At 74.2% G+C, this 22,282-nt stretch carries 21 protein-coding genes; 14 read left to right on the top strand and 7 right to left on the bottom strand.

Annotated features, from left to right (window positions below):
- Positions 1-22 precede the first annotated feature (22 nt).
- The 3 genes from fdnG to ACOQFB_RS12220 all read left to right on the top strand — a co-directional run bounded on the left by fdnG (position 23) and on the right by ACOQFB_RS12220 (position 6,224).
- Positions 23-3,085 (top strand): formate dehydrogenase-N subunit alpha, encoded by a 3,063-nt coding sequence (gene fdnG / locus ACOQFB_RS12230; protein WP_421609865.1) that lies wholly within the window; start codon positions 23-25, stop codon positions 3,083-3,085.
- Between the two features lie 27 nt (positions 3,086-3,112).
- Positions 3,113-5,308 carry a 4Fe-4S dicluster domain-containing protein gene (locus tag ACOQFB_RS12225; protein ID WP_059438277.1) on the top strand — a complete coding sequence of 732 codons (2,196 nt, stop codon included), beginning with the start codon at positions 3,113-3,115 and terminating at the stop codon, positions 5,306-5,308.
- Between the two features lie 85 nt (positions 5,309-5,393).
- Entirely contained in the window at positions 5,394-6,224 is an 831-nt protein-coding gene (locus tag ACOQFB_RS12220; protein ID WP_059438278.1) for a formate dehydrogenase accessory protein FdhE, read from the top strand.
- Between the two features lie 58 nt (positions 6,225-6,282).
- Here the strand turns inward: ACOQFB_RS12220 and ACOQFB_RS12215 are convergent, their stop codons facing one another.
- A complete protein-coding gene (locus ACOQFB_RS12215; RefSeq protein WP_494492229.1) occupies positions 6,283-7,200 on the bottom strand; it encodes a 6-phosphofructokinase in 918 nt (305 codons plus the stop codon).
- Positions 7,197-7,466, bottom strand: coding sequence for a 6-phosphofructokinase (locus ACOQFB_RS12210; protein WP_494492228.1), 270 nt, complete (start codon positions 7,464-7,466; stop codon positions 7,197-7,199). Before ACOQFB_RS12210 ends, ACOQFB_RS12215 begins: the two co-directional genes overlap by 4 nt.
- 132 nt (positions 7,467-7,598) lie before the next feature.
- Here ACOQFB_RS12210 and ACOQFB_RS12205 point away from each other — a divergent pair, with 132 nt between their 5' ends.
- The 4 genes from ACOQFB_RS12205 to ACOQFB_RS12190 all read left to right on the top strand — a co-directional run bounded on the left by ACOQFB_RS12205 (position 7,599) and on the right by ACOQFB_RS12190 (position 11,216).
- Positions 7,599-8,675 carry a trans-sulfuration enzyme family protein gene (locus ACOQFB_RS12205; RefSeq protein WP_059438280.1) on the top strand — a complete coding sequence of 359 codons (1,077 nt, stop codon included), beginning with the start codon at positions 7,599-7,601 and terminating at the stop codon, positions 8,673-8,675.
- 63 nt (positions 8,676-8,738) lie between these two features.
- The gene (locus tag ACOQFB_RS12200) at positions 8,739-9,896 is read left to right on the top strand and encodes a DUF748 domain-containing protein (protein WP_059438281.1); all 1,158 of its coding nucleotides are present in this window, start codon (positions 8,739-8,741) and stop codon (positions 9,894-9,896) included.
- Positions 9,893-10,303, top strand: coding sequence for a peptidoglycan-binding domain-containing protein (locus ACOQFB_RS12195; protein ID WP_059438282.1), 411 nt, complete (start codon positions 9,893-9,895; stop codon positions 10,301-10,303). Before ACOQFB_RS12200 ends, ACOQFB_RS12195 begins: the two co-directional genes overlap by 4 nt.
- A 40-nt stretch (positions 10,304-10,343) precedes the next feature.
- Complete coding sequence (locus tag ACOQFB_RS12190; protein ID WP_421609864.1) at positions 10,344-11,216, top strand: hypothetical protein; 873 nt, start codon at positions 10,344-10,346, stop codon at positions 11,214-11,216.
- A gap of 106 nt (positions 11,217-11,322) precedes the next feature.
- On the opposite strand, the gene ACOQFB_RS12185 is transcribed toward ACOQFB_RS12190, so the two are convergent.
- Complete coding sequence (locus ACOQFB_RS12185; protein ID WP_421609863.1) at positions 11,323-11,904, bottom strand: LOG family protein; 582 nt, start codon at positions 11,902-11,904, stop codon at positions 11,323-11,325.
- 213 nt (positions 11,905-12,117) lie between these two features.
- Here ACOQFB_RS12185 and pepD point away from each other — a divergent pair, with 213 nt between their 5' ends.
- The gene (gene pepD, locus ACOQFB_RS12180; RefSeq protein WP_421609862.1) at positions 12,118-13,578 is read left to right on the top strand and encodes a beta-Ala-His dipeptidase; all 1,461 of its coding nucleotides are present in this window, start codon (positions 12,118-12,120) and stop codon (positions 13,576-13,578) included.
- On the opposite strand, the gene ACOQFB_RS12175 is transcribed toward pepD, so the two are convergent.
- A complete protein-coding gene (locus ACOQFB_RS12175; RefSeq protein ID WP_421609861.1) occupies positions 13,553-14,332 on the bottom strand; it encodes a lysophospholipid acyltransferase family protein in 780 nt (259 codons plus the stop codon). The genes pepD and ACOQFB_RS12175 overlap by 26 nt on opposite strands.
- 107 nt (positions 14,333-14,439) lie before the next feature.
- Between ACOQFB_RS12175 and ACOQFB_RS12170 the strand changes: the two genes are divergently transcribed.
- Together ACOQFB_RS12170 and ACOQFB_RS12165 are read left to right on the top strand one after the other, a co-directional pair.
- The gene (locus tag ACOQFB_RS12170) at positions 14,440-14,991 is read left to right on the top strand and encodes a ribonuclease H family protein (protein WP_059438017.1); all 552 of its coding nucleotides are present in this window, start codon (positions 14,440-14,442) and stop codon (positions 14,989-14,991) included.
- A gap of 65 nt (positions 14,992-15,056) precedes the next feature.
- The gene (locus ACOQFB_RS12165; RefSeq protein ID WP_059438018.1) at positions 15,057-16,073 is read left to right on the top strand and encodes an aldo/keto reductase; all 1,017 of its coding nucleotides are present in this window, start codon (positions 15,057-15,059) and stop codon (positions 16,071-16,073) included.
- Between the two features lie 12 nt (positions 16,074-16,085).
- Here the strand turns inward: ACOQFB_RS12165 and ACOQFB_RS12160 are convergent, their stop codons facing one another.
- The 3 genes from ACOQFB_RS12160 to ACOQFB_RS12150 form a co-directional block, all read right to left on the bottom strand.
- A complete protein-coding gene (locus tag ACOQFB_RS12160) occupies positions 16,086-16,610 on the bottom strand; it encodes a ferritin-like domain-containing protein (RefSeq protein WP_059438019.1) in 525 nt (174 codons plus the stop codon).
- 127 nt (positions 16,611-16,737) lie between these two features.
- Positions 16,738-17,061, bottom strand: a complete 324-nt coding sequence (locus ACOQFB_RS12155) for an FKBP-type peptidyl-prolyl cis-trans isomerase (RefSeq protein ID WP_059438020.1) — start codon at positions 17,059-17,061, stop codon at positions 16,738-16,740.
- A 99-nt stretch (positions 17,062-17,160) separates the two neighbouring features.
- Positions 17,161-17,889: an SIMPL domain-containing protein gene (locus tag ACOQFB_RS12150; protein ID WP_421609860.1), complete on the bottom strand. Its 729-nt coding sequence runs from the start codon at positions 17,887-17,889 to the stop codon at positions 17,161-17,163.
- 133 nt (positions 17,890-18,022) lie between these two features.
- On the opposite strand from ACOQFB_RS12150, the gene ACOQFB_RS12145 reads away from it, so the two are divergent.
- The 4 genes from ACOQFB_RS12145 (at position 18,023) to ACOQFB_RS12130 (ending at position 22,229) form a co-directional block, all read left to right on the top strand.
- The gene (locus tag ACOQFB_RS12145) at positions 18,023-18,256 is read left to right on the top strand and encodes a hypothetical protein (RefSeq protein ID WP_059438022.1); all 234 of its coding nucleotides are present in this window, start codon (positions 18,023-18,025) and stop codon (positions 18,254-18,256) included.
- 175 nt (positions 18,257-18,431) lie between these two features.
- Entirely contained in the window at positions 18,432-19,982 is a 1,551-nt protein-coding gene (cimA, locus tag ACOQFB_RS12140) for a citramalate synthase (RefSeq protein ID WP_059438023.1), read from the top strand.
- 34 nt (positions 19,983-20,016) lie between these two features.
- On the top strand, positions 20,017-21,078 hold the full coding sequence (gene leuB, locus ACOQFB_RS12135) for a 3-isopropylmalate dehydrogenase (RefSeq protein ID WP_421609859.1): 1,062 nt from the start codon (positions 20,017-20,019) through the stop codon (positions 21,076-21,078).
- A 20-nt stretch (positions 21,079-21,098) separates the two neighbouring features.
- Positions 21,099-22,229 (top strand): acyltransferase family protein, encoded by a 1,131-nt coding sequence (locus ACOQFB_RS12130; protein ID WP_421609858.1) that lies wholly within the window; start codon positions 21,099-21,101, stop codon positions 22,227-22,229.
- Positions 22,230-22,282 lie beyond the last annotated feature (53 nt).

Raw genomic sequence — 22,282 nt, 5'->3', positions numbered from 1 at the left:
GCAACGAAAGGGAAGCACCACAATGACCCTGAGCAGAAGAAATTGGTTGAAGATTGCAGCCGGGGGCACGGCCGGGCTGGCGCTCGCCGACCTGGGCTTCGGCCCGGGTGAGGCGCGGGCCGCCACCGGCGCCCTGAAGCTGAAGGGCACCAAGGAGTTCACCACCGCCTGCAACTTCTGCTCGTGCGGCTGCGGCATGGTCGCCCACGTCAGGGACGGGCAGCTCGTCAACCTCGAGGGCGATCCGGACCACGCCATCAACTTCGGCGCGCTCTGCACCAAGGGCGCGGCCATGAAGGCCACCCACGACTCGCCGCGGCGGGTGAAGGCGCCCATGTACCGCGCGCCGGGCTCCGATCGCTGGGAGGAGATCTCCTGGGAGCAGGCCTACGAGAAGCTCGCCCGGAAGATCAAGGCGACGCGCGACGCGACCTGGACCGCCACCGAGCAGGACGGCGACCAGGAGTACCCGGTCAACCGGACCGACGCGATCGCGCTCCTGGGCGGCGCCCAGAACACGAACGAGGAGTGCTACCTCTTCAACAAGATGGGTCGGCTGCTCGGGACGAGCTACGTCGAGCACCAGGCCCGGCTTTGACACAGCCCCACCGTCCCCAGTCTGGGGGCATCGTTCGGCCGTGGCGCGATGACGAATGGTTGGGCTGACCTGCAGAACGCGAAGGTCTTCCTGATCGAGGGATCCAACGCCGCCGAGAACCACGTGATGGCGATGAAGTGGATCCGCAAGGCGCAGGAGAAGGGCGCCAAGGTCATCCACGTCGATCCGCGCTTCAACCGCACCTCCTCGATCGCCGACGTGTTCGCGCGCATCCGGCCGGGCTCGGACATCGCGTTCCTCTCGGCGGTCATCAACCACGTGCTCCAGAACCGCCTCTACGACGAGGCGTACGTGAAGCTGCACACGAACGCGCTGCTGGTCTCGAAGGACGAGTTCGGCTTCGACGAGGGCGTGTTCTCGGGCTACGAGCACGAGAAGCACAAGTACGACAACGCCTCCTGGGGCTACGAGCTCGACGCCGCGCGCAAGCCGGTGAAGGCGAAGGACCTCGACGACCCGCGCTGCGTGTTCTCGAAGCTGAAGAAGCACTTCGCGCGCTACACGCCGGAGGTGGCGGAGCAGATCTCGGGCGTGCCCGCCAAGCAGGTGGTCGAGATCGCGGAGCTGTACGCGAACAACCGCCCCGGCACGATCCTGTACGCGCTCGGGATGACCCAGCACACCGTGGGCATCCAGAACATCCGCTGCTACGGCATCCTGCAGATGCTGCTCGGCAACATCGGCGTGGCGGGCGGCGGCGTCAACGCGCTGCGCGGCGAGCCGAACGTGCAGGGCGCCTGCGACATGTCCGTGCTGCACGGCTACATGTTCGGCTACCTGAACTACCCCGAGCACGTCCACACGACGTTCAAGGACTGGACGAAGTCCAACGGCACCTTCCGCGCGAAGATGACCGCGAACGGCCTGAAGGCCTGGTTCGGCGACAACGCCACCCCCGAGAACGAGTTCGGCTGGGCCTGGCTGCCGAAGAAGAGCGCCAAGAAGGACTACTCGGTGTACGGCATCCTCGACGCCGCCTACGCCGGGCAGGTGAAGCTGCTGTGGGCCCTCGGGCAGAACCCGATGGTCACGAACCCGAACCTCTCCTACGTGCACGACGCGCTGTCGAAGCTCGACATGCTGGTGGTGCAGGAGCTCTGGGAGACCGAGACCGCCGCGTTCTGGCAGCGCCCGGGCACCGACCCGAAGGCGATCCAGACCGAGGTGCTGCTGCTCCCGGCCGCCTACTTCATGGAGAAGGAGGGCACCATCACCGGCTCCGGCCGCATGGTGCAGTGGCGGTACGAGGCGGTGAAGCCGCCGGGGCAGGCCAAGACCGACATCGAGATCATCGACGCGGTCTTCCGCAAGGTGCGCGACCTGTACGCCGGCTCGGCGGATCCCAAGGACGCGCCGCTCGCCAAGGCCTCCTGGAGCTACGCCGCGGGCAACCTCGCCGAGGACGTGCTGAAGGAGATCAACGGCCGCGTGCACCGCGACGTGACGCTCCCGGACGGCAAGGTGCTGAAGGCGGGTGACCTGGTGGGCGGCATCGGCCAGCTGCAGGCCGACGGCTCGACCTCGTCGGGCGTCTGGCTGTACGCGGGCGTCTTCGGCGGCGGGAAGAACCTGTCGAAGCGCCGCGACAGCTCGGACAAGTCCGGCATCGGCTTCTACAAGGACTTCGCCTGGTCGTGGCCGGGCAACATGAAGATCCTCTACAACCGCGCCTCCTGCGACGCGAACGGCAAGCCCTGGCCCGGGACCATCCCGATCATCGCCTGGGACGAGACCGAGAAGAAGTGGAAGGGCAAGGACACGCCGGACGTGCCGGACGCCACCAAGGGCCCGGACACGCCCGAGGGCCAGCGCGCGTTCCGCATGAACGCCGAGGGCCTGGGGCGGCTCATGGCCGCGCCGTACAAGTCCTTCAAGGAGGCGAAGGACGACCTGCCCGTCGACAGCTCCTACGTGCCGAAGGACGGTCCGTTCCCCGAGCACTACGAGCCGGTCGAGAGCCCGGTGGCGAACGTCATGCACCCGAAGGTGCAGACGAACCCGTGCCTCAAGTACCCGCGGGTCAAGGCCAAGCAGCCCATCGGCACGTCGAAGGACTTCCCGTACGTGCTCATGACCTCGTCCATCGCGGAGCACTGGTGCGCCGGGTCCACCACGCGCAACGTGCCGTGGCTGAACGAGCTGTTCCCCGAGCCGGTGATCGAGCTGCCGGAGAAGCTGGCCGCGAAGCTGAGCGTGCGGTCGGGCGACAAGGTGAAGGTGACCTCGGCGCGCGGGAACGTGACGGTGAAGGCCGTCGTCACCAAGCGCATGCAGGTCATGAAGATCGCCGGCCAGGAGGTGCCGGTGGTGTGGATGCCGTACAACTGGGGGTTCAAGGGCCTCAGCACCGGTCCGAGCACCAACTACCTGACCATCGACGCGGTGGACCCGGGAGCCGGCACCCAGGAGACCAAGGCGTGCCTCGTCGACGTCGCTCGCGTGGAGGAGGCCGTCGCCTCGCGGTAGGGGGCGGCGCGCTGAAAGGACACGACGATGAGCAAGGCCACGTTGATCGACACGACGTACTGCATCGGGTGCCGCTCGTGCCAGAGCACCTGCAAGCAGTGGAACGACCTCCCCGCCGAGCAGACGGTGCTGCTCGGCGGTGACAAGGGGCTCCAGAACCCCAACACGCTGACCTCCCGCACGTTCGCGGTGGTCACCTTCGACGAGGTGGAGGACGCGAGCGCGCCGGGCGGGCTCCGGTACGTGTCCACCAAGCGCCAGTGCATGCACTGCGAGGAGCCGGCCTGCGCGGCGGCCTGCCCGGTGACGGCGCTGCACAAGACCGAGTCGGGCGCCGTCGCCTACGACGCCTCGAAGTGCATCGGCTGCCGCTACTGCATGTGGGCCTGCCCGTTCGGCGTGCCCACGGCGGAGTGGGACTCGCTCGCGCCCAAGATCATGAAGTGCGACATGTGCGTGGGCCGCCAGGCGGCGGTCGCGCCGGAGGAGCGCAACGGCGTCGCGCTCGGCGCGGAGGAGCGCACCCGCCTCGCGGCGGCGTACGCCACCCCGGCGTGCGTCAAGCAGTGCCCGGCCGGCGCGCTGAAGTACGGCGACCGGGACGAGCTGCTGAAGGAGGCGCACGCGCGCATCGCGGCCAGCCCGGCCAAGTACGTGGACCACGTCTACGGCGAGCACGAGGTGGGCGGGACCAACATGCTGTACCTGTCGCCGGTCCCGTTCGAGAAGCTCGGGTTCCCGATGGACCTCGGCACCGACCCGCTCCCGCGCCGCAGCGCGGTGGCGCTCGGCGCGGTCCCGCCCGCGGTCATCGGGGTGGGCGCGGCGCTCGGCGGCGTGTACGCGCTGTCGAAGCGCAAGCAGGAGGTGAAGGCGAAGGAGGGGGAGGCGCACGAGCACCACCCCGAGTTCGCCCCGGTGAAGCAGCCGTTCTGGACCACCGCGAACAAGCTGCTCGCGGCGGTGATGGCCTGGGGCGCGATCTCCTTCGTGGCCCGGTTCGCCCTCGGCCTGGGCGGCTCCACCAACCTCAGCGACACCTACGCCTGGGGCCTCTGGATCGTCTTCGACCTGGTCTGGATCGCGGTCGCGGCGGGCGCGTTCGCCACCGCGGGCCTCATCTACGTGCTCCAGCGCAAGGACCTGTACTCCATCGGACGATCCGCCGTGCTGATGGGCCTCCTGTCCTACTCGTTCGTCACGGTGACGCTGCTCGCCGACCTCGGCCTGCCGTGGCACTTCTGGCGCCTCGGCACCGAGGCCCCGCACCACTCGGCCATGTTCGAGGTCTCCTGGTGCGTCGGCCTCTACGTCACGGTGCTCGCGTTCGAGTTCATGCCGGTGCCGTTCGAGCGCTGGGGCATGAAGAAGGCGATGGACGCCTGGAAGCGCTGGTCGCCCTGGTACGTGGTGGGCGCGGTGACGCTGTTCGTCTACCTGATGTCCCGCAACGTCCTGATCGCGGCCGCCGCCGCGGCGGTGTTCTCGGTCCTGGCGTACGCGTTCCGCACGCGCCCGGGCGAGAAGCCGGTGCCCATCCTCCTCGCCATCGCGGCGGTGACGCTGTCCACCATGCACCAGAGCTCGCTGGGCTCGCTGTTCCTGCTCATGCCCGACAAGCTCGACCACGCCTGGTGGTCGCCGGTGATGCCGCTCTACTTCTTCCTCTCCTCCATCGCGGCCGGCCTGGGCCTGATGGTGCTGGTGGAGATGTGGATCGCGAAGGCGTTCAAGCGGCAGCTCCGCGTCGCGCAGCTCGCCGCGCTGGGCAAGGTGGCGTTCTGGGCCCTCGCGGTCTACGAGGCGTTCCGCCTCGGCGACCTGGCCGTCCGCGGCCAGCTCGGGCACGCGTTCACCGGTCCGAAGGCCGGGCTGTTCCTCGCCGAGGTGGTGCTGGGCGGGCTCCTGCCGCTCGTGCTCCTCGGCTCGGCGAAGCTCCGTGAGCGCCCGGCGGTCCTGGGCGTGGCGGCGGCGCTCGCCACCGGCGGCATCGTGCTGAACCGCATGAGCGTGGTGGTGTTCGCGATGAGCCTGAAGGGCGCCATGCCGCAGGACTCGGCGCAGGCGTACCTGCCGAGCTCGGTCGAGTGGGGCGTCTCGCTCGGCCTCATCGCGGCGACCATCTTCCTCTTCGGGCTCGCCGTCCGGCACATGCCGGTGCTGCCCAAGGAGGAGCCCGCCAAGGCAGCGAACGAGCCGCACGCCGAGCAGGTCAGCGCGTAACGCGCCCGCGCGTACGCGACCCCGAAGCTCCCGGCTACCGGATCCCGGTGCCGGGAGCTTCTCTTTTCGCTACAAGGGTAGGTCCATGGACACGGAACTCCACGACTGGCTGCGCACCCACCCCTACCTCTCACGGATTGCCGACGTCCAGGGGAGGGTCGAGGACGCCGCGGCGCGCGCCGAGGCCGCGCCCCCGCCCGCGCCGGAGCAGTGGGAGGCCTACCGCGCCGAGTACGGGCGCGGCATCGCGCTCCTGCGCGCCGAGCAGGGGCGCCCCGACGTCGCCGCGCACGGCGCCGCCGCGCTCGAGCAGGTGATCACCGCGCTCGACGCCGCGCCGCTGCCCGACGCGGTCGCGGCCGGCGTGCGCGAGCTGAAGGAGCGCCTCGCCGGGCGCCCCGCCGAGCTGCGCGGCGCCGTCGCCTGGGTGCTCGACGGCGAGCACGCCGAGGCGCCGGCCCAGCCCGGCCTGCTGCGCTACCTGGGCTGGAGCGCGCTCCGCCGGGTGCTCGCGCCCACGGTGGCGGCGTTCCAGGCCTGGCGCGACGAGGACGGGTGGATGCACGCGCACTGCCCCACCTGCGCCGCGCGCCCGGTGGTGGCGCAGCTCGTCCCCGCGGCCGCCGGCCGCGAGCGCCGCCTCGCCTGCGGCTGCTGCGGGACGCGCTGGAAGTTCCGCCGCATCGGCTGCCCGTACTGCGGCAACGCCGCCCCCGAGAAGATCGACGTCTTCGAGGTGGAGGGCGAGGACGGCCTGCGCCTCGACGTGTGCCAGGGCTGCAACGGCTACCTCAAGACGGTGGCCCGGGAGGGCGCGCCGGACCTGCTGCTCGCCGACTGGACCACGCTCCAGCTCGACGCGCTCGCCCGCGAGCGCGGCTACAAGCGGCTCGGGACGTCGCTGTACGAGCTGTAGCCCGCGGGAGGGTCCGCCCGCCCCGGGCGCGTCGAGGGGCGGGCGGCGCCGCGGCCGGTCAGATCTTGTTCAGGAACACCGGCAGCCCGCGCTTGTTCGCGTAGATCGGCCGCAGGCGGTCGGTGTTGTACATGCTCGCCACGTCCACCTTGCGGGGCCCGAGCTTCGGGTCGGGGATGGGCACGAGGTCGTAGCGCCCGTCCACCAGCGCCGACATGAGGCCGCTCTTCCCCTCCAGCACCGCGTCGAACGCCATGGTGCCGAACGTGTACGCGATGAGCTTGTCGATGAAGTCGGGATCGCCCGAGCGCAGGTCGTAGGTCAGGTCGGAGACGATCGTCTCCTCGCCGGTGCGCCGCTTGATCTCGTCGGAGAGCGACTCGCCCACGCTGGCCTTCTTGCGGTGGCCGAACGCGTCGGCGTCGCCGTACTCCTGCACCGCGTAGCCCTCCCACTGCGCGCCCTCGGAGAGCACGATGAGCGCGTAGCCCGAGGGGTTCTCGCGCTTGTCGGTGACCAGCAGGTCCACCACGTGCTCGATCTTCGGCTTGTGCTCGGGGATGAGGCAGCGGATGGAGGTGACGTAGGCGGTGTAGAGCGAGGTGAACCCCGCGTCGCGGCCGAACACCCGGAACACGCCGATGCGCTCGTGCGAGCCGACCGTGGTGCGCTGGCGCTCGATGGCGTCCATGGCGCGGGTGATCGCGGTCGAGAACCCGATGCAGTACTCGGTGTTCCGGACGTCGTTGTCCATGGTCTTCGGGATCGCGATGACCTTGAACCCGAGCTCGTGGAGCCGGGCGGCGTAGGACAGCGTGTCGTCGCCGCCGATGGCGAGCAGGTAGTCGAGCCCGAGCGCCTCGAGGTTCGCGAGCACCTGCTTCGAGACGTCGTAGGTGGTGGTGGCCGTCCCGCCCTTGGTGCTGGTCGAGGTCGGGAACGACGTCCCCTGGAGGTGCGGCGGCAGCTTCTTCATCTTCGCGGGGTCGTCCGCGAGGAGTGGAGGATGGTGCCCCCGGTCCGGTCGATGGTGCGGGTGTTCTCGCGGTCGAGCGGCCAGACGTAGCGCGCCTTGCTGGCGGAGTCGGTGAGGTCGAGGTGGGTGAGCCCCTCCCACCCGCGCCGGATGCCCACGACCTCGATGTCGTGCTCGGCGCCGCGGTAGACGACGCTCTTGATCACGCTGTTCAGGCCGGGGACGTCGCCGCCGCCCGTGAGGATGCCGACGCGCTTCTTGGTCATGGCCAGCATCCTAGCCGCGCCCGCGCGCCGGCGCTCGAAACCGGAGCGTGACGCGGGGTGGCCGGGCGGGGGCCCGGGGGGATCGCGTGCGACAGCTTGCCGCCGGGGCCGCCCGGGACGAGGATGCGCCGCATGGCCGCTCCGCTCCGCCCCGAGACCCTCGCCCTGCACGCCGACGCCGGCGTCGAGCCCTCGCCCGACGTCGCCCCGCCCATCCACCTCTCCACGACCTTCGACGCGGACAACCCCGAGGGCCTCGTCTACTCGCGCGACGAGCAGCCGACGCGCCGCCGCCTGGAGGCGGTGCTGGGCGCGCTCGAGGGCGGCGGCACCGCGGTGGTGTACGCCTCGGGGCTCGCCGCGGTCACCGCGGCCCTGCTGCACCTGCAGCCGCGCCGGGTGGCCATCGCGCGCGGCGGCTACCACGGGACGCACGCCGCCATCGACGCGCTGGCGCGGCTCGGGGTGGAGAAGGTCCCGCTCGACGCGCCGGTGGGCAAGGGCGACCTCGTCTGGCTGGAGACCCCGCGCAACCCGACCTGCGAGGTGCAGGACGTGGCCGCGCACGCCGCGCGCGCCCGCGCGGCCGGCGCCCTGCTGGTGGTGGACGGCACGTTCGCGACCCCGGTGCTGCAGCAGCCGCTCGCGCTCGGCGCCGACCTGGTGATGCACTCGCTCACCAAGTTCCTCTCCGGCCACTCCGACGCGCTGGGCGGCGTCCTGGTGGCGCGCGACCCGGCGCTGGGGGAGGCGCTGCGCCGCGCGCGCACGGTCGGCGGCGCGGTGCTGGGCGCGCTCGAGACGTGGCTCGTCCTGCGCGGCGTCCGCACGCTGGGCGTCCGCGTCCGCGCGCAGACCGCGACCGCGACCCGCCTCGCCGAGTTCCTGGCGCCGCGGGTGGCGCGCGTGTGGCACCCCTCGCGCCCGGACTTCCCGGGCCGGGAGCTGGCCGCCCGCCAGATGCGCGGCCCCGGTCCCATGCTCGCGTTCGAGCTCGGCAGCGAGGCCGAGGCGCGGGCGCTCCCCGGCAAGCTGCGGCTGTTCCGCGACGCGACCTCGCTCGGCGGCGTCGAGTCGCTCGTCGAGTGGCGGCGCAAGGTGGACCCCGAGGCGCCCCCGGCGCTCCTGCGCGTGTCCGCGGGGCTGGAGGATCCCGACGACCTGGTGGCCGACCTGGAGCAGGGGCTCCGCGCGGTGGCCGCCGGGTAGGGCGCCGGCCGGCTGGCGGCGCCGTGCCGGGAAGCGCCCCCGGGCCCATGCTCGAGGGAGGCCATGCGGCGCCGCACCGCCAGACGCCTCGCCGTCGCGCTCGGGATCCTGCTCGTCCTCGGGATCGCGGCCCGGCTCGCGCTCGATCCCATCGCGACCTGGCGCACGCGCAAGGTGCTGGCCGGCCTGGAGGGCATGCGCGGGACCTTCTCCGACGTCGAGATCCGGCTGCTCGCGCTCTCGTACGTCATCCACCACCTCCGCATCGTGAAGCTGGGCGCGGGCGGCGAGGCGCTCCCGTACCTCGAGGTCGAGCGCGCCGAGCTGGGCGTCTACGGGAAGGAGCTGCTGCGCGGCCACCTGGTGGCGGGCGTCGAGCTGCGCCGGCCCAAGCTGAACCTGCTCGTCGGCAAGGCGCGCGAGCGGACGCAGGCGGCGAAGGAGGCGCCGGAGGCCGGGCGCGGCCTGGAGGCGCTCGCGCCGTTCCGGATCGACCGGGCCGAGGTGAAGGACGGCGAGCTGCTCTGGGTGGACGGCCGCGAGCCCGAGAAGCCGCGGCTCTGGTTCCACGGCATCGAGGCCACGCTCGAGAACTTCGCCACCCGCGCCGCGCTGGCGCGCCGGGAGCCCACCGTGCTCGCCGCCCGGGCCACGCTGCAGCGCTCCGGCACGGTGTCGGTGTTCGCGACCGCGGACCCGCTCGCGAAGCAGCTCACCTTCGCCGGGCAGGGCGCGGTCACCGGGCTGCGGCTCGCGGAGCTGGGCGAGCTGCTCGACGCGAAGACCGACCTCGTGCCGGAGCGGGGGACGCTCGACCTGTACGTGCGGTTCCGCGCCGAGGACGGGCGGCTCTCCGGCGGCGTGCGCCCGCTGGTGAAGGACGCGGCGCTGAAGGCGGGCGCGCCGGACCTGGGGACGCGCCTCGAGGCGATGCTCGCCGACGCGTCGCTGCACCTGTTCTCGGACGAGCGCGGCGGGAAGGAGGTCGTCGCGACCACCATTCCGATCGAGGGGCGCGTGAAGGGCCCGCAGGTCCAGGCGGTTCCGACCATCCTGGGCGTGCTGCGGAACGCGTTCGTCCGCGGGCTGGCGGGCGGCCTCTCCGGCCTGCCGCCCCCGAAGGCGAAGGAGAAGCAGGGCACGCTGGAGCAGGCGCGACGGGCGCTCTCGCCGGGGCACGGGCCGCCGCGGGCGCAGCCGAAGAAGGGAGCGAGGCGATGAGGGCCTGGCGCGCGCTCGCGCTCGCGACGGCGCTCGGCTGCGCCGCGGGCGGCAAGCGGGAGCCGGTGCGCCCGCCGCCGACCGGCGGCGCGCCCGAGGCGCCGGACCGCCCCGAGGAGCGCGGCGTCCCCCCGCGCGGCGAGCGCCCGCGCGTGCCGGCCTCGCCCGAGGCGCTGCTCGCCCCCGGCGCGGTGGGCGAGATCCAGGACGCGCTGCGCGACCGCGGCTACCTCGGCGCACACCGCCGCGGCGAGCTCGACCGCGCCACCAGCGCCGCGCTGCGCCGCTTCCAGGAGGCGCAGGGGCTCGCGGCCACCGGCGCGCCGGATCGGGAGACGCTGCGCCGGCTCCACGTCGATCCCGCGCGGGCCTACGGGCGCGACGAGGGCTCCGGCGGCGGGTCGTGACGGCGCCCCCGCCGCGCGCCGCCGCTGGTACAGTCCGCGCGTGCGCTACTGCGAGGGACGCCCGGAGTCGGACGCGCGCCCGCTCACGCCCGGCGAGCGGGCCTGGGCGGAGGCGCTGCGGCGCCGGCTGGCCGTCCGCGCCGCGCTGGCCGCGCTGGTGGGCCCGCTGGCGCTCGCGAGCGTGCCGCTCGCCCCGTGGTTCGCGCGCCACGTCATGCGGCTCGGCGAGCGCATGGCCTACGCCGCCGGCACCGGGTGGATGGCGCTCGCGCTGCTGCTCTTCCTGCCCGCGACCGTGCTGCTGGTGCGCGACGGGCTCCGCGCCTGGCGGACGCTGGCCCGCGATCTCGACGACGGGCTCGCGGTGCGCTTCGGCGAGGGGGCCGGCGCGCTCGAGGTGCTGCCGCGGAGCGGCCGGGTGCTGCCGGGCGCGCGGGGCCGGGCGCGGCGGGTGAGGGTGGGCGAGGCCGCGGCGGTCCCGGCGGACCCGGTCACCTGGGCGCTGCCGGTCTCGGACGTGCCGGAGGCGCTGCAGGGCGGCGGCTGGGTGAAGCGCGCCCTGACCCCGGAGGAGAAGGACGAGATCGCGGCGTTCGCGGCGCGGGTGGCGCGGTTCCCCTGGGCGCTCGCGATCCTGACGCTCGGGCTGCTCGCGGCGGCGGCCGGCCGGGCGGGCGCGCACGCGGCCGCGCCGGCCACCGCGGCGCTGTGGGTGCTCGCGGCCGGGCTGGGCTGGTGGCGGGTGGCGAGCGCGCGCTCCATGGCCGCGCAGCTGCGCGCCGACGTGCGCGAGGGCTGGGTGATGCGCGCCACCGCGGGCGCGGTCGCCGGCGACGAGATGCTGCCCGCCTCGCGCGCCGCGTGGGCGCGCGGCGGCGCCCCGGCGGCCTGGCGCCTGCGGCGCCGGGGGTGAGGCCTCGACGGGCTCGGGGCGGGCGACCCGTCCCTCGACTCCGCGCGGCCGGGGCCGCGCTACGCTCGGGATGAGCGGGCCGAAGTCACGCGAGCCGCCCGCGCGCTCAGGGCTTCACGTCGCGGGCCGGCGCCCACTTGTGCTCGGGCGGGCGGTAGGCGGCGAGCCTGTCGAGGAGCTCCGCCGGATCCCGCGCGACCTGCAGCATGGCCCGGTACTCGGGTCGCATGAAGCCCTCCTTCACCGCGTGGTCGGCCATCGCGAGCAGCGGCGCGAAGTAGCCGGACACGTCCAGCACGCCGAGCGGCTTGCGGTGGATGCCGAGCTGCGCCCAGGTCCAGATCTCGAACAGCTCCTCGTACGTGCCGGCGCCGCCCGGCAGCGCCACGAACGCGTCGGTCAGCTTCGCCATGAGCGCCTTGCGCTCGTGCATGGTCTCGACCACGTGCTGCGCGGTGAGGCGCTGGTGGGCCACCTCGCGCTCGACCAGCGTGCGCGGGATGACGCCCACCACCTCGCCGCCGGCGGCGAGGGCGGCGTCGGCGGCGAGGCCCATGAGGCCCACCCGCCCGCCGCCGAAGACCATTCCGATGCCGCGCCGGGCGAGCAGGTCGCCCGTCTCGCGGGCGGCCGCCGCGTACTCGGGCCGGACGCCGCTGGAAGAGCCGCAGAAGATGCAGATCCGCATGGAGGGGAGCGCTCCGGGAGGTGAGGGGCGTCGGTATAGCGCATCGGGCGGACGCCCGCCGCAGGGAGACGCGGGCCGGCCGTCCGTGACGCGCCCCGCGGCCGCCGCGCGAGGGCGTTCCGCCGCGCCGGCTTCCTGCTAGGCTGCGCGCGCACGGAGCCCGCCCGCACGGTGCGGGGACCGCATCCGCGAACCTTCGCAACGGGAGCACGCATGTCCGCCGATCTCGGAACCCTCGAGCCCAGGGCCCTCTGGAGCTACTTCCTCGACCTCTCGCGCATCCCGCGCAGCTCGAAGAACGAGGCGGCGGCCGCCGCCTGGGTCGAGGGGGAGGCGAGGCGGCTCGGCTGCGAGGTGGAGCGCGACGCGATCGGCAACGTGCTGGTCCGCAAGCGCGCCTCGCCCGGCCGCGAGGGCCGGCCGGCGCTGGCGCTGCAGGGCCACCTCGACATGGTCTGCGAGAAGAACGAGGGCACGCCGCACGACTTCGAGAAGGATCCGATCCAGGTGTGGCGCGACGGCGAGGTCCTGCGCGCGCGCGGCACCACGCTCGGCGCCGACAACGGCGTGGGCGTGGCGGCGGCGCTGGCGGTGCTGGCCTCGCGCGACCTCGCCCACCCGGCCATCGAGGCGCTGTTCACGGTGGACGAGGAGACCGGCCTCACCGGCGCGAACAACCTGAAGCCCGGCTGGCTCCGGGCGCCGCGCCTGCTCAACCTCGACAGCGAGGAGGAGGGCGAGCTGACCATCGGCTGCGCCGGCGGCGTGGACACGGTCGTCTCGCGCGCGCTCGCGGTGGAGCCGGCGCCGGCCGGCCGGACCGCGCTGCGGCTGCGGGTGATGGGCCTGAAGGGCGGCCACTCCGGCGTGGACATCGCGGCCGGCCGCGGGAACGCGGTCCGCCTCCTGGGCCAGGTGCTCGAGGCGCTCGCGGCGCGGCACGACCTGCGGGTCGCGGCGCTGAAGGGCGGCAACAAGCGCAACGCCATCCCGCGCGAGGCCTCGGCGGTGGTGCTGGTCGAGCCGGCGCGCGAGGCGGCGCTCCGCGCGGACGCGGCGGCGCTGGAGCAGGACTGGAAGGCGGCGCTGGGCGCGTTCGACCCCGGCCTCGCCGTCGTCCTCGAGCCCGGCGCGGCGGCGCAGGTGATCGCCGCCGCCGACGCGCGCGCGGTGATCGGGCTGCTGGTAGCGGGGCCGCACGGGGTGGAGGCGATGAGCCCGGCCATCCCGGGGCTGGTGCAGACCTCCACCAACCTCGCCATCGTGGACGCGGACGCCGGCGCGGCCACGCCGCGGGCCGAGGTGTGCTTCCTCACCCGCAGCGCCATCGACGCGTCGAAGCGCGCGCTCGCGGCCCGCATCGCCGCCATCGCGGCGCTGGCCGGCTTCGAGGCGCGGCACTCCGGCGGCTACCCCGGCTGGAAGCCGGAGCCGGGGTCCGCGATGGTGGCGCTGGTGAACGGCGTCCACCAGGAGCTGTTCGGGAAGCCGATGCTGGTGAAGGCCATCCACGCCGGCCTGGAGTGCGGCCTCATCGGCGAGAAGTACCCCGGCATGGAGATGGCCTCCATCGGTCCGAGCATGTGGGACGCGCACACGCCCGACGAGCGCGTCTCGATCGCGTCGGTGGCGGCGTTCTGGCGCCTGCTCACCGCGATCCTGGAGAAGGCGTAGCCGGCGCGGGAGCGGGCGGCGCGGCGGGGGCCTCCAGCTCCGCCAGCGCCGCCGCGATCCGGCCGCGCACCTCCTCGCGCAGCGCGTCCACGTCGGCCGGCGTCCGGCCCGCCGTCGGCACCGGCGGCAGGATCCGCACCTGGATCGTGGCGGGCCGGATGGCCGCGCGGTCGGGCGGCATGGCGCGCCAGGCGCCGGAGATCGCCACCGGCACGATGGGCACGCCCAGGTCCACGGCCAGGCGGAACGGGCCGGCGTGGAAGGGCTGGAGCAGGCCGTCGCGCGTGCGATGCCCCTCCGCGAACAGGCCCACCGGCACGCCGGCCTCCAGCCAGCGGCGCATCGCCGCGAGCGCCACCGCGCCGCTGGCGCGGTCGCCGCGCTTCACCGGCACGTAGCCGGCGAGGTGGAACGCCCAGCCCAGCCAGGGCAGCCGGAACGCCTCCACCTTGCCCAGCCACTTCATGTTGCGGGGCAGGCACGCGACCGCGATCGCGTCCACCAGCGACTGGTGGTTCGGCACGACCACGAACGTGGCCGGCGGCGGCGGCAGCGAGCCCTCGATGCGCGCCGGCCAGAGCGGCGCGTGCCGGAGCAGGACCTCGCCCAGCCAGCGCAGCAGCTCGCTCACCGCCATGCGCCGCCGGTCGAACGGCGCGGTGAGCAGGAACAGGGCGAGCGCGAGCGGGAAGGACACGGCCACCACCGCCGCGGCGAGCGCGTAGGTGAGGGCGGTGGCGAGCAGGCGGCGCATCCGGGGAACAGGGTAGCGGGCCCGGCAGCCGCCTGGCGGCGCCGGGCGGGGCGGGGCGGGACGGGACATGGCGGGGCGTCAGGGGGGCGGGTTAGGGTGCGCGCCCCATGCCCCAGGCCCGCTTCATCGCCTTCTCCGACGGCTCCGCCCTGGTGAACCCGGGCGGCCCGGGCGGCACCGGCTACGTGGTGCTCGACCGCGCCCGCCCGGCCTACCGGTTCGGCGGCACGCGCTGGGTCGAGGACGGCCCGAACGCCGTCACCAACAACCGCATGGAGCTGCGGGCGGTGCTGGAGGCGCTGGAGGGGCTCCCGGGCGGCGAGGCGGTCCAGGTGATCTCCGACTCGCGCTACGTGGTGGACGCGCTCTCCCGGTGGATCCACGGCTGGCGCAGGAAGGGCTGGCGCACCGCCAGCGGCGAGCCGGTGCTGAACCGCGACCTCATCGAGGCGCTCGACGCGCGCGCCCGCGACCTGAGCGTCACGTACACCTGGGTGCGCGGGCACGACGGGCACGCCGTGAACGAGGTGGTGGACCAGCTCGCGCAGGCGGCCGCCCGCGGCGTGGCCGGGCCGGGCGAGGCCGAGGTGGTGGCGGCGCTGCGGGCGGAGGCGTTCCTGGCCGGCGGCCCGCCGGCGCCCCGCTCCTCGCGCGCCTAGCCGCGCTCGCCCGCGCGGCCGGGGCCCTCCCGCCGCGCCCGCGGCGGCCGCATCCTGTGGCGGAGATGCCGCCGCTGACCCGCCGGGACTTCCTCCGCGCCGCGCTCGCCGCGACCGTGCTCCCGGCCGTCGGCTGCGGCGGAGGCGCCGGCATGGGCGACGGACGGGGAGGGGGCGCGGACGAGGTCCCGCGCCGTGCGCTGGGCCGCACCGGCGAGACGGTCTCGATCGTCGGGCTGGGCGGCTTCCACCTGGCGGTGCCGCCCTCGGAGCAGGAGAGCCTGCGCATCCTCCGCACCGCGGTGGACGGCGGGATCACGTTCCTCGACAACTGCTGGGACTACCACGACGGCGAGAGCGAGCGGCGCATGGGCAAGGCGCTCCGCGACGGCTACCGCGACCGCGTGTTCCTGATGACGAAGGTGGACGGGCGCACCCAGGAGGCCGCCGCCCGGCAGCTGGACGAGTCGCTGCGCCGCCTCGAGACCGACCACGTGGACCTGCTCCAGCTCCACGAGGTGATCCGCGACGACGACCCGGGCCGGACCTTCGCGCCCGGGGGCGCCGCCGAGGCGCTGCTGGAGGCGCGCCGGGCCGGGAAGGCGCGCTTCCTCGGCTTCACCGGCCACAAGTCGCCGGACGTCCACCTGGCCATGCTCGCGGCCGCGGAGGCCCACGGGTTCCGCTTCGACACCGTGCAGATGCCGCTCAACGTGCTCGACGCGCACTTCCGCAGCTTCGAGCAGCGCGTGCTGCCGGCCCTGCTCGACCGGGGCATCGCGCCGCTCGGCATGAAGCCCATGGCCGACGCCCGCATCGTCCAGCGGAACATCGCCTCGGCCGAGGAGTGCCTGCGCTACGCGATGAGCCTGCCGGTCGCGACCGTGATCACCGGCTGCGACGCGCTGGAGCGGGTGGAGCAGGCGCTGCGGGTCGCGCGCGGGTTCCGGCCGCTCGCCGAGGCCGAGGTGAACGCGCTCCTCGCCCGCACCGCCCCGGCGGCGCAGGGCGGCGGGGACGAGCGCTACAAGACCACCGACGGCTACGACGCGACCACGCACAACCCGAGCTGGCTCGGGTGAGGCGGGCCCGGCCTACCCGGCGTCGGAGCCGGGCTCGTCCGCGTCCTCCTCCTCGAGATCCGGGCCCGGCGGCAGCTTCTCCATCTTCTCGCGCACCAGCCGCTGGTGCTTCAGCTCCTCGCCCTGCAGCTCGGTGAAGAGCTTGCGCACGTCGGGATCGCGCACCTGGGCGAGCGCGGCCGTGAAGAAGTCGTAGGCCTTCTCCTCGGAGGCGAGCGCCACCTCCATGGCCTGGCGCGCCGACATGAACACGCGCGGCGCGGTGACGTCCGGCGCCTCGACGTCCTCGGTGGCGTCCGGGGCGACGTGCGCCGGCGCGGCGCCGAACAGCTTCGCGCGCCGCTCCGCCAGCTCGGCGCGGTGCCGGGCCTCGTAGCTCGCCATCATGCGGAACATGTCGGACGCGTCGCCGGCGTACCGGCCGCCCACGAGCTTCGTGAACTCCTCGTACCGCTCCTGCGCCTCGCGCTCGATGCCGATGGCGAGGTCGAGCGCGTCCTGCAGGCTCAGGCTGGAATAGTCGATGGTCGTGGTCACGTGCCCCCTCCTGTCTCCGGTGGATCGCGGACGGGGAGCACCTAACGGCGTGCGAGGCGGGTTGCGACGGCCGCCGCGGCCTCCTCTCGGGGGCCCGCGCGGGAGGGCGGCGGCCGGACGCGTACCTTCAGTAAACCGAGAGCAGCTCCACCTCGAACACGAGCGTCGCGCCGGGCGGGATCTCCGGCGGCGCGCCGCGGGCGCCGTAGGCCAGGTCCGGCGGCAGCGTCAGCTTGCGCTTGCCGCCGACCTTCATGCCGGCGACCCCGCGGTCCCAGCCCTCGATCACCTCGCCGGCCCCGAGCCGGAAGGAGAACGGGCTGCCGCCCACCGACGAGTCGAACTGCTTCCCGTCGAGGAGCCAGCCCGTGTAGTGGACCTCGACCGTCTTGCCCCGGACGGCCTCCGGGCCCTTCCCCTTCACCAGCTCCTCGATCTTCGGCTTGGCCATTCGCGTGCGCTCCTCGACGTGTGTGGCGCGTAGGGTACCCGCGCGCCGCCCGGCGCGCCACGAGAGGCGGCCGGGCGGCGGGCGGGCGACGGGGGCCGCTCAGCGGATGGCGAAGGTGACGCTCACCGTGGCGGCCACCTCGACCTCGCCGGCGGCGACCGGCGCGGCCTCGGCCTTCATCGCCATCACGCGCGCGTCGCGCATGACCGGGAACGGCCGGACCTCGCCGCCCTCGGAGACGGTCAGCACCTCGCCCAGCGCCACGCCGGCGGCGCGGGCGATGGCGTCCGCCTTGAACCGCGCCACCGCGTAGGCGGCGGCGAGGGCGCGGCCCTGCTCGGGCGTGGGATCCTCCTTCTCGAACGCGAGCGACCGGAGCGTGTTGGAGCCGGCCGCGAGCACGCGCTCGATGACGGTGCCGAGGCTGGCGAGGTCGCGGACCTTCACGCGCAGCTCGTCGGTCACCGTGTAGCCGGTGATGGGCCCGGGGCCGCCGCCCTTCACGTTCCAGTCGCGGTCCACCGAGACGTCGTGGCGCACGGTCTGGACGTCCTTCTCGGCGACGCCGGCGCGGGCCAGCGCCTCGAGCATGCGGCGGAGCTGGGCGTCGGTGTCGGCGGTGACGCGCTTGAGGTCCTTGCCGGTGGCGGTGACGCCGGCGAACAGCACCGCGACGTCGGGGCGCACCGAGACGCGCCCCTCGCCGGAGACGGCGATGACGCGCGGCGCCGGGGCGGGCGCGGGCGGCGGGGCGGCCGGGGCGGGCTGGGCGCCGGGAGCGGCGGGCGCGAGGGCGAGGGCGGCGGCGAGGGCCAGGGTGCGGAACATGGTGCGACCTCCGGTGCGGGTTCGGCGGTAGGAACGCCCGGGGGCCGGATCCGATCTAGACCCCGACGGGGTCAAGGCCGTCTGCGCATCCGCGGGTGACGCCCGCCGGCGGGGACCGTAGAATCCCGACCCCTTGGAAGCCTTCCTCGACCCCTCGAAGCCGCTCCACTGGATCGTCGCCGCGGTGCTGCTGGTCTCCGGCCTGGTCTGCGCCTGGATCGGCGTGCGGGACGGGTTCGTGCGCCGCCGCATGCCCACCAGCGGCGGCCTGCTCACCGGCGGCAAGGCGCTCGCCGCCGGCGTGCTGTACGTGGCCACCGGCCTCGCCGGCGTGGTGGGGGCGCTCCTGTTCGCGTTCCGCCGGTGAGGCGCGGCCCGCCTCCCGCACGCAACGTGGCGGATCGACGCAACCATCCGGGTCGTGTATCGTGCACGGTCCAGCCCCGTTGGGGGCTCGACCACAGCGGACGGCGGGACGGCCGCGGCGCGAGGCACGCCGGCGGTCGGGGACGCGTCGTCCGCAGCGCGCGGAAGGAACGCGGATGATCCAGATCTACGACACCACGCTGCGGGACGGGACCCAGCGCGAGGGCATCTCGCTCTCCTGCGAGGACAAGCTCCGGATCGCGCGCCGGCTCGACGAGCTCGGGGTGACGTTCATCGAGGGCGGGTGGCCCGGGTCGAACCCCAAGGACGCCGAGTTCTTCGAGCGCGCCCGCGACCTGCCCTGGAAGCACGCCCGGATCGCCGCGTTCGGCTCGACCTGCCGCGTGGGCGGCGGGCCGGAGGACGACGCGAACATCCGCGCGCTCCTCGACGCCGGCACCCCGGCCTGCACGGTGGTGGGCAAGACCTGGACGCTGCACGTCACCGAGGTGCTGCGCACCACCTTCGACGAGAACCTCCGCATCATCGAGAAGAGCCTCGCGTACCTGCGCGCCCAGGGGCGGCGGGTGATCTACGACGCCGAGCACTTCTTCGACGGCTGGCGCGCCGACCCGGGCTACGCGCTCGAGACGCTGCGGGCCGCGGTGCGCGGCGGGGCCGAGACGCTGGTGCTCTGCGACACCAACGGCGGCTCGCTGCCCTGGCAGATCGGCGAGACGGTCGCGAAGGTGAAGGCCGCGCTCGGCCACCCGCTCGGCGTCCACTGCCACAACGACTCCGAGTGCGCGGTGGCGAACTCGCTCGCCGCGGTGCACGCCGGCGCGGTGCAGGTGCAGGGCACGATCAACGGCTACGGCGAGCGCTGCGGCAACGCGAACCTCTGCTCGATCATCCCGGCGCTGGAGCTGAAGCTCGACGCGCGGTGCCTCCCCGAGGGCAAGCTCTCCGAGCTGTACGAGGTCTCGCACTTCGTGGCCGAGGTGGCGAACCTCGCGCCGGACGAGCACCTCGCCTACGTGGGCCGGTCCGCGTTCGCGCACAAGGGCGGCATCCACGTCGCGGCCATGCGGCGCAGCGCGACCAGCTACCAGCACGTGGACCCGGAGCAGGTCGGCAACACCATGCGCGTGGTGGTGAGCGAGCTGTCCGGCCGCGGGAACCTGCTCTCCAAGGCGGAGGAGTACGGCATCGCGCCGGACTCCATCGCCGACGTGGGCGCGGTGCTGAACGAGATCAAGGCGCTCGAGGCGAAGGGGTTCGCGTTCGAGGCGGCCGAGGCGTCGGTGGCGATGCTGATGCGCCGCCAGCAGCCGGGCCACCGCGCGCCGTTCGAGCTGGTGGACTTCCTCGTCAACGTGGAGCACCGCACCGGGCGCGGCATCTTCTCCGAGGCCATGGTGAAGGTGCGGGTGGGCGAGGAGGTGCTGCACACCGCCGCCGAGGGCGACGGCCCGGTGGACGCGCTCACCGCGGCGCTGCAGAAGGCGCTGGTGGGGCACTACCCGCAGGTGAAGGAGCTGCACCTGTCGGACTACAAGGTCCGCATCCTCGACGGGCAGCACGGCACCGCGGCGATCACGCGGGTGCTCATCGACATGCAGAAGGGGCCGCGCCGCTGGAGCACGGTGGGCGCCAGCCAGAACATCATCGAGGCGAGCTGGATCGCGCTGGTGGACGCGGTCGAGTACGGGCTCGCCCTCGCCTGACCCTCACACGCAGGAACCGAAGGAGACACGCAGCGTGAACGCGAAGATCGTGGTGCTGCCGGGCGACGGGATCGGGCCGGAGGTGACGGCCGAGGCGGTGCGGGTGCTGGAGGCGGTGGCGCGCCGGGGAGGGCACGCGCTCTCGTTCACCGAGCGGCTGATGGGCGGGTGCTCCATCGACGCGCACGGGACCGCGCTCACGCCCGAGGTGCTCGCCGACTGCCAGGCGGCCGACGCGGTGCTGCTCGGCGCCGTGGGCGGGCCGAAGTGGGACGACCCGCGCGCCAAGGTGCGCCCGGAGCAGGGGCTGCTCGGGCTGCGCAAGGGCCTGGGCGTCTTCGCGAACCTGCGCCCGGTGCGCGTGCACCCGAGCCTGCTCGACTCGTCCCCGCTCCGCCCGGAGAAGCTCCGCGGCGTGGACATCATGGTCATCCGCGAGCTGACCGGCGGCCTCTACTTCGGCCAGCCCAAGGGGCGCGACGTGAAGGACGGCCACGCGCGCGCGGTGGACACGCTCGAGTACCAGGACTTCGAGGTGCGCCGCGTGGTCGAGCTGGCGTTCCGGATCGCCAAGGGGCGCAAGAAGAAGGTCACCAGCGTGGACAAGGCGAACGTGCTCGAGTCCTCGCGGCTCTGGCGCGAGATCGCGACCGGCATCGGGCAGGCCAACCCCGACGTCGCGCTCGACCACATGCTGGTGGACACCGCCGCCATGCGGCTCGTCACCAGCCCCGCCACCCTCGACGTGGTCGTCACCGAGAACATGTTCGGCGACATCCTCACCGACGAGGCCTCGGTGCTGGCCGGCTCGATGGGCATGCTCCCGTCCGCCTCCATCGGCGAGGAGGGCCCGGGCCTGTACGAGCCCATCCACGGCTCCGCCCCGGACATCGCGGGCAAGGGCATCGCCAACCCGGTGGGCACGATCCTCTCCGCGGCGCTGCTGCTCCGCCACTCGCTCGGCCTCGAGCCGGAGGCGGCCGCCATCGAGCGCGCGGTGGACCGGACCATCACCGACGGTTGCCGCACCGCCGACCTGGGCGGGAAGCTCTCCACCCGCGCCATGGCGGACGAGATCCTGAGGCGGCTCGGCTAGCCACGACCGGGCACGCCGCCATGCCGGCCGGTCCACGCGGCCCGCTCCCGTCGCTCGACGGGCTGCGCGGGCTGGCCATCGGCGGCGTCCTCGCCTGCCACCTGCTCAACGCCTGGCCCGGCGACGGCCCCTGGGAGCGCCGCGCGGTGGCGGCGCTCGGCCTGGGCTGGACCGGGGTGGACCTGTTCTTCGTCCTCTCCGGCTTCCTCATCACCGGCGGCCTGGTGGACACGCTCGGCCAGCGCGGCTGGTGGCGCGGCTTCCTGGTCCGGCGCGCGCTCCGCATCTTCCCGCTCTACTACCTCGCGCTGGCCGTGTTCGCGGCGGCGGGGCCGGCGCTCGGCCTCGTCGATCCCTGGACGTTCGGCCGCTGGGGCTGGTGGTACTGGAGCTACCTCGGCAACTGGGCCTACGCGGCGCGCCAGGTCATCCCGGCGCTCTCGCACTTCTGGTCGCTCGCGGTCGAGGAGCAGTTCTACCTGGCGTGGCCGCTGGTGGTGCTGCTCGCGCGCGGGCGGGCGCTGGCGGCGGCCTCGGTCGCGCTGGTCTGCGCCGGGCCGGCGCTGCGGTGGCTCATCGTGGACTCGGGGCTGCCGGTGGGGAGCGCCTACCGGCTCACGCCGGGCCGGGTGGACGCGCTCGCCATGGGCGCGCTCGTCGCGGTGGTGGCGCGCGCGGCGGGCGGCGCCGGCCTGCTCCGGCGCGCCTGGCTGCCGGCGGCGGCGGTCGGGGCGGCCGGGTTCGCCGCGCTCGGGCTGCCGCACGGGTTCGACATGCACGCCCGGCCGCTCGAGATCTGGAGCCACCTCTGGCTGGCGCTCGCGTTCGGCGGCCTGGTCGCGGGCGCGGTCGCGACGGAGGGCACCGCTCACCCGCTCCGGCGCGCACTCTCCGCCGCGCCGCTCCGGGCGCTCGGGCGCTACAGCTACGGCCTCTACGTCGTGCACTACCTCGTGCACGTGGGCGCGCTCGGCGCGCTGCGGGCGCGGCCGTGGGGCGCGGCGCTGCTCGCCTCGCGCGCCGGCTACGCCGCCTACGCGGCCTCCGCGCTGGCCGCCTCGCTGCTGCTCGCCTGGGCGAGCTTCCACCTGGTGGAGCAGCGCTTCCTCGCGCTGAAGGACCGGCTCGCGCCGCGCCGCGCCGCGGCGTAGCGGGCCGCGTCCGCGCGCCCGCGGCCGGGCCGAAAGCGGACCGGTCCGGGCGA

It is taken from the genome of Anaeromyxobacter sp. Red801 (genome assembly GCF_049201065.2).
Lineage (GTDB): Bacteria > Myxococcota > Myxococcia > Myxococcales > Anaeromyxobacteraceae > Anaeromyxobacter.
Note: the sequence above shows the minus strand (reverse complement) of the source record. Positions and strands in the feature narration are given on the sequence as shown.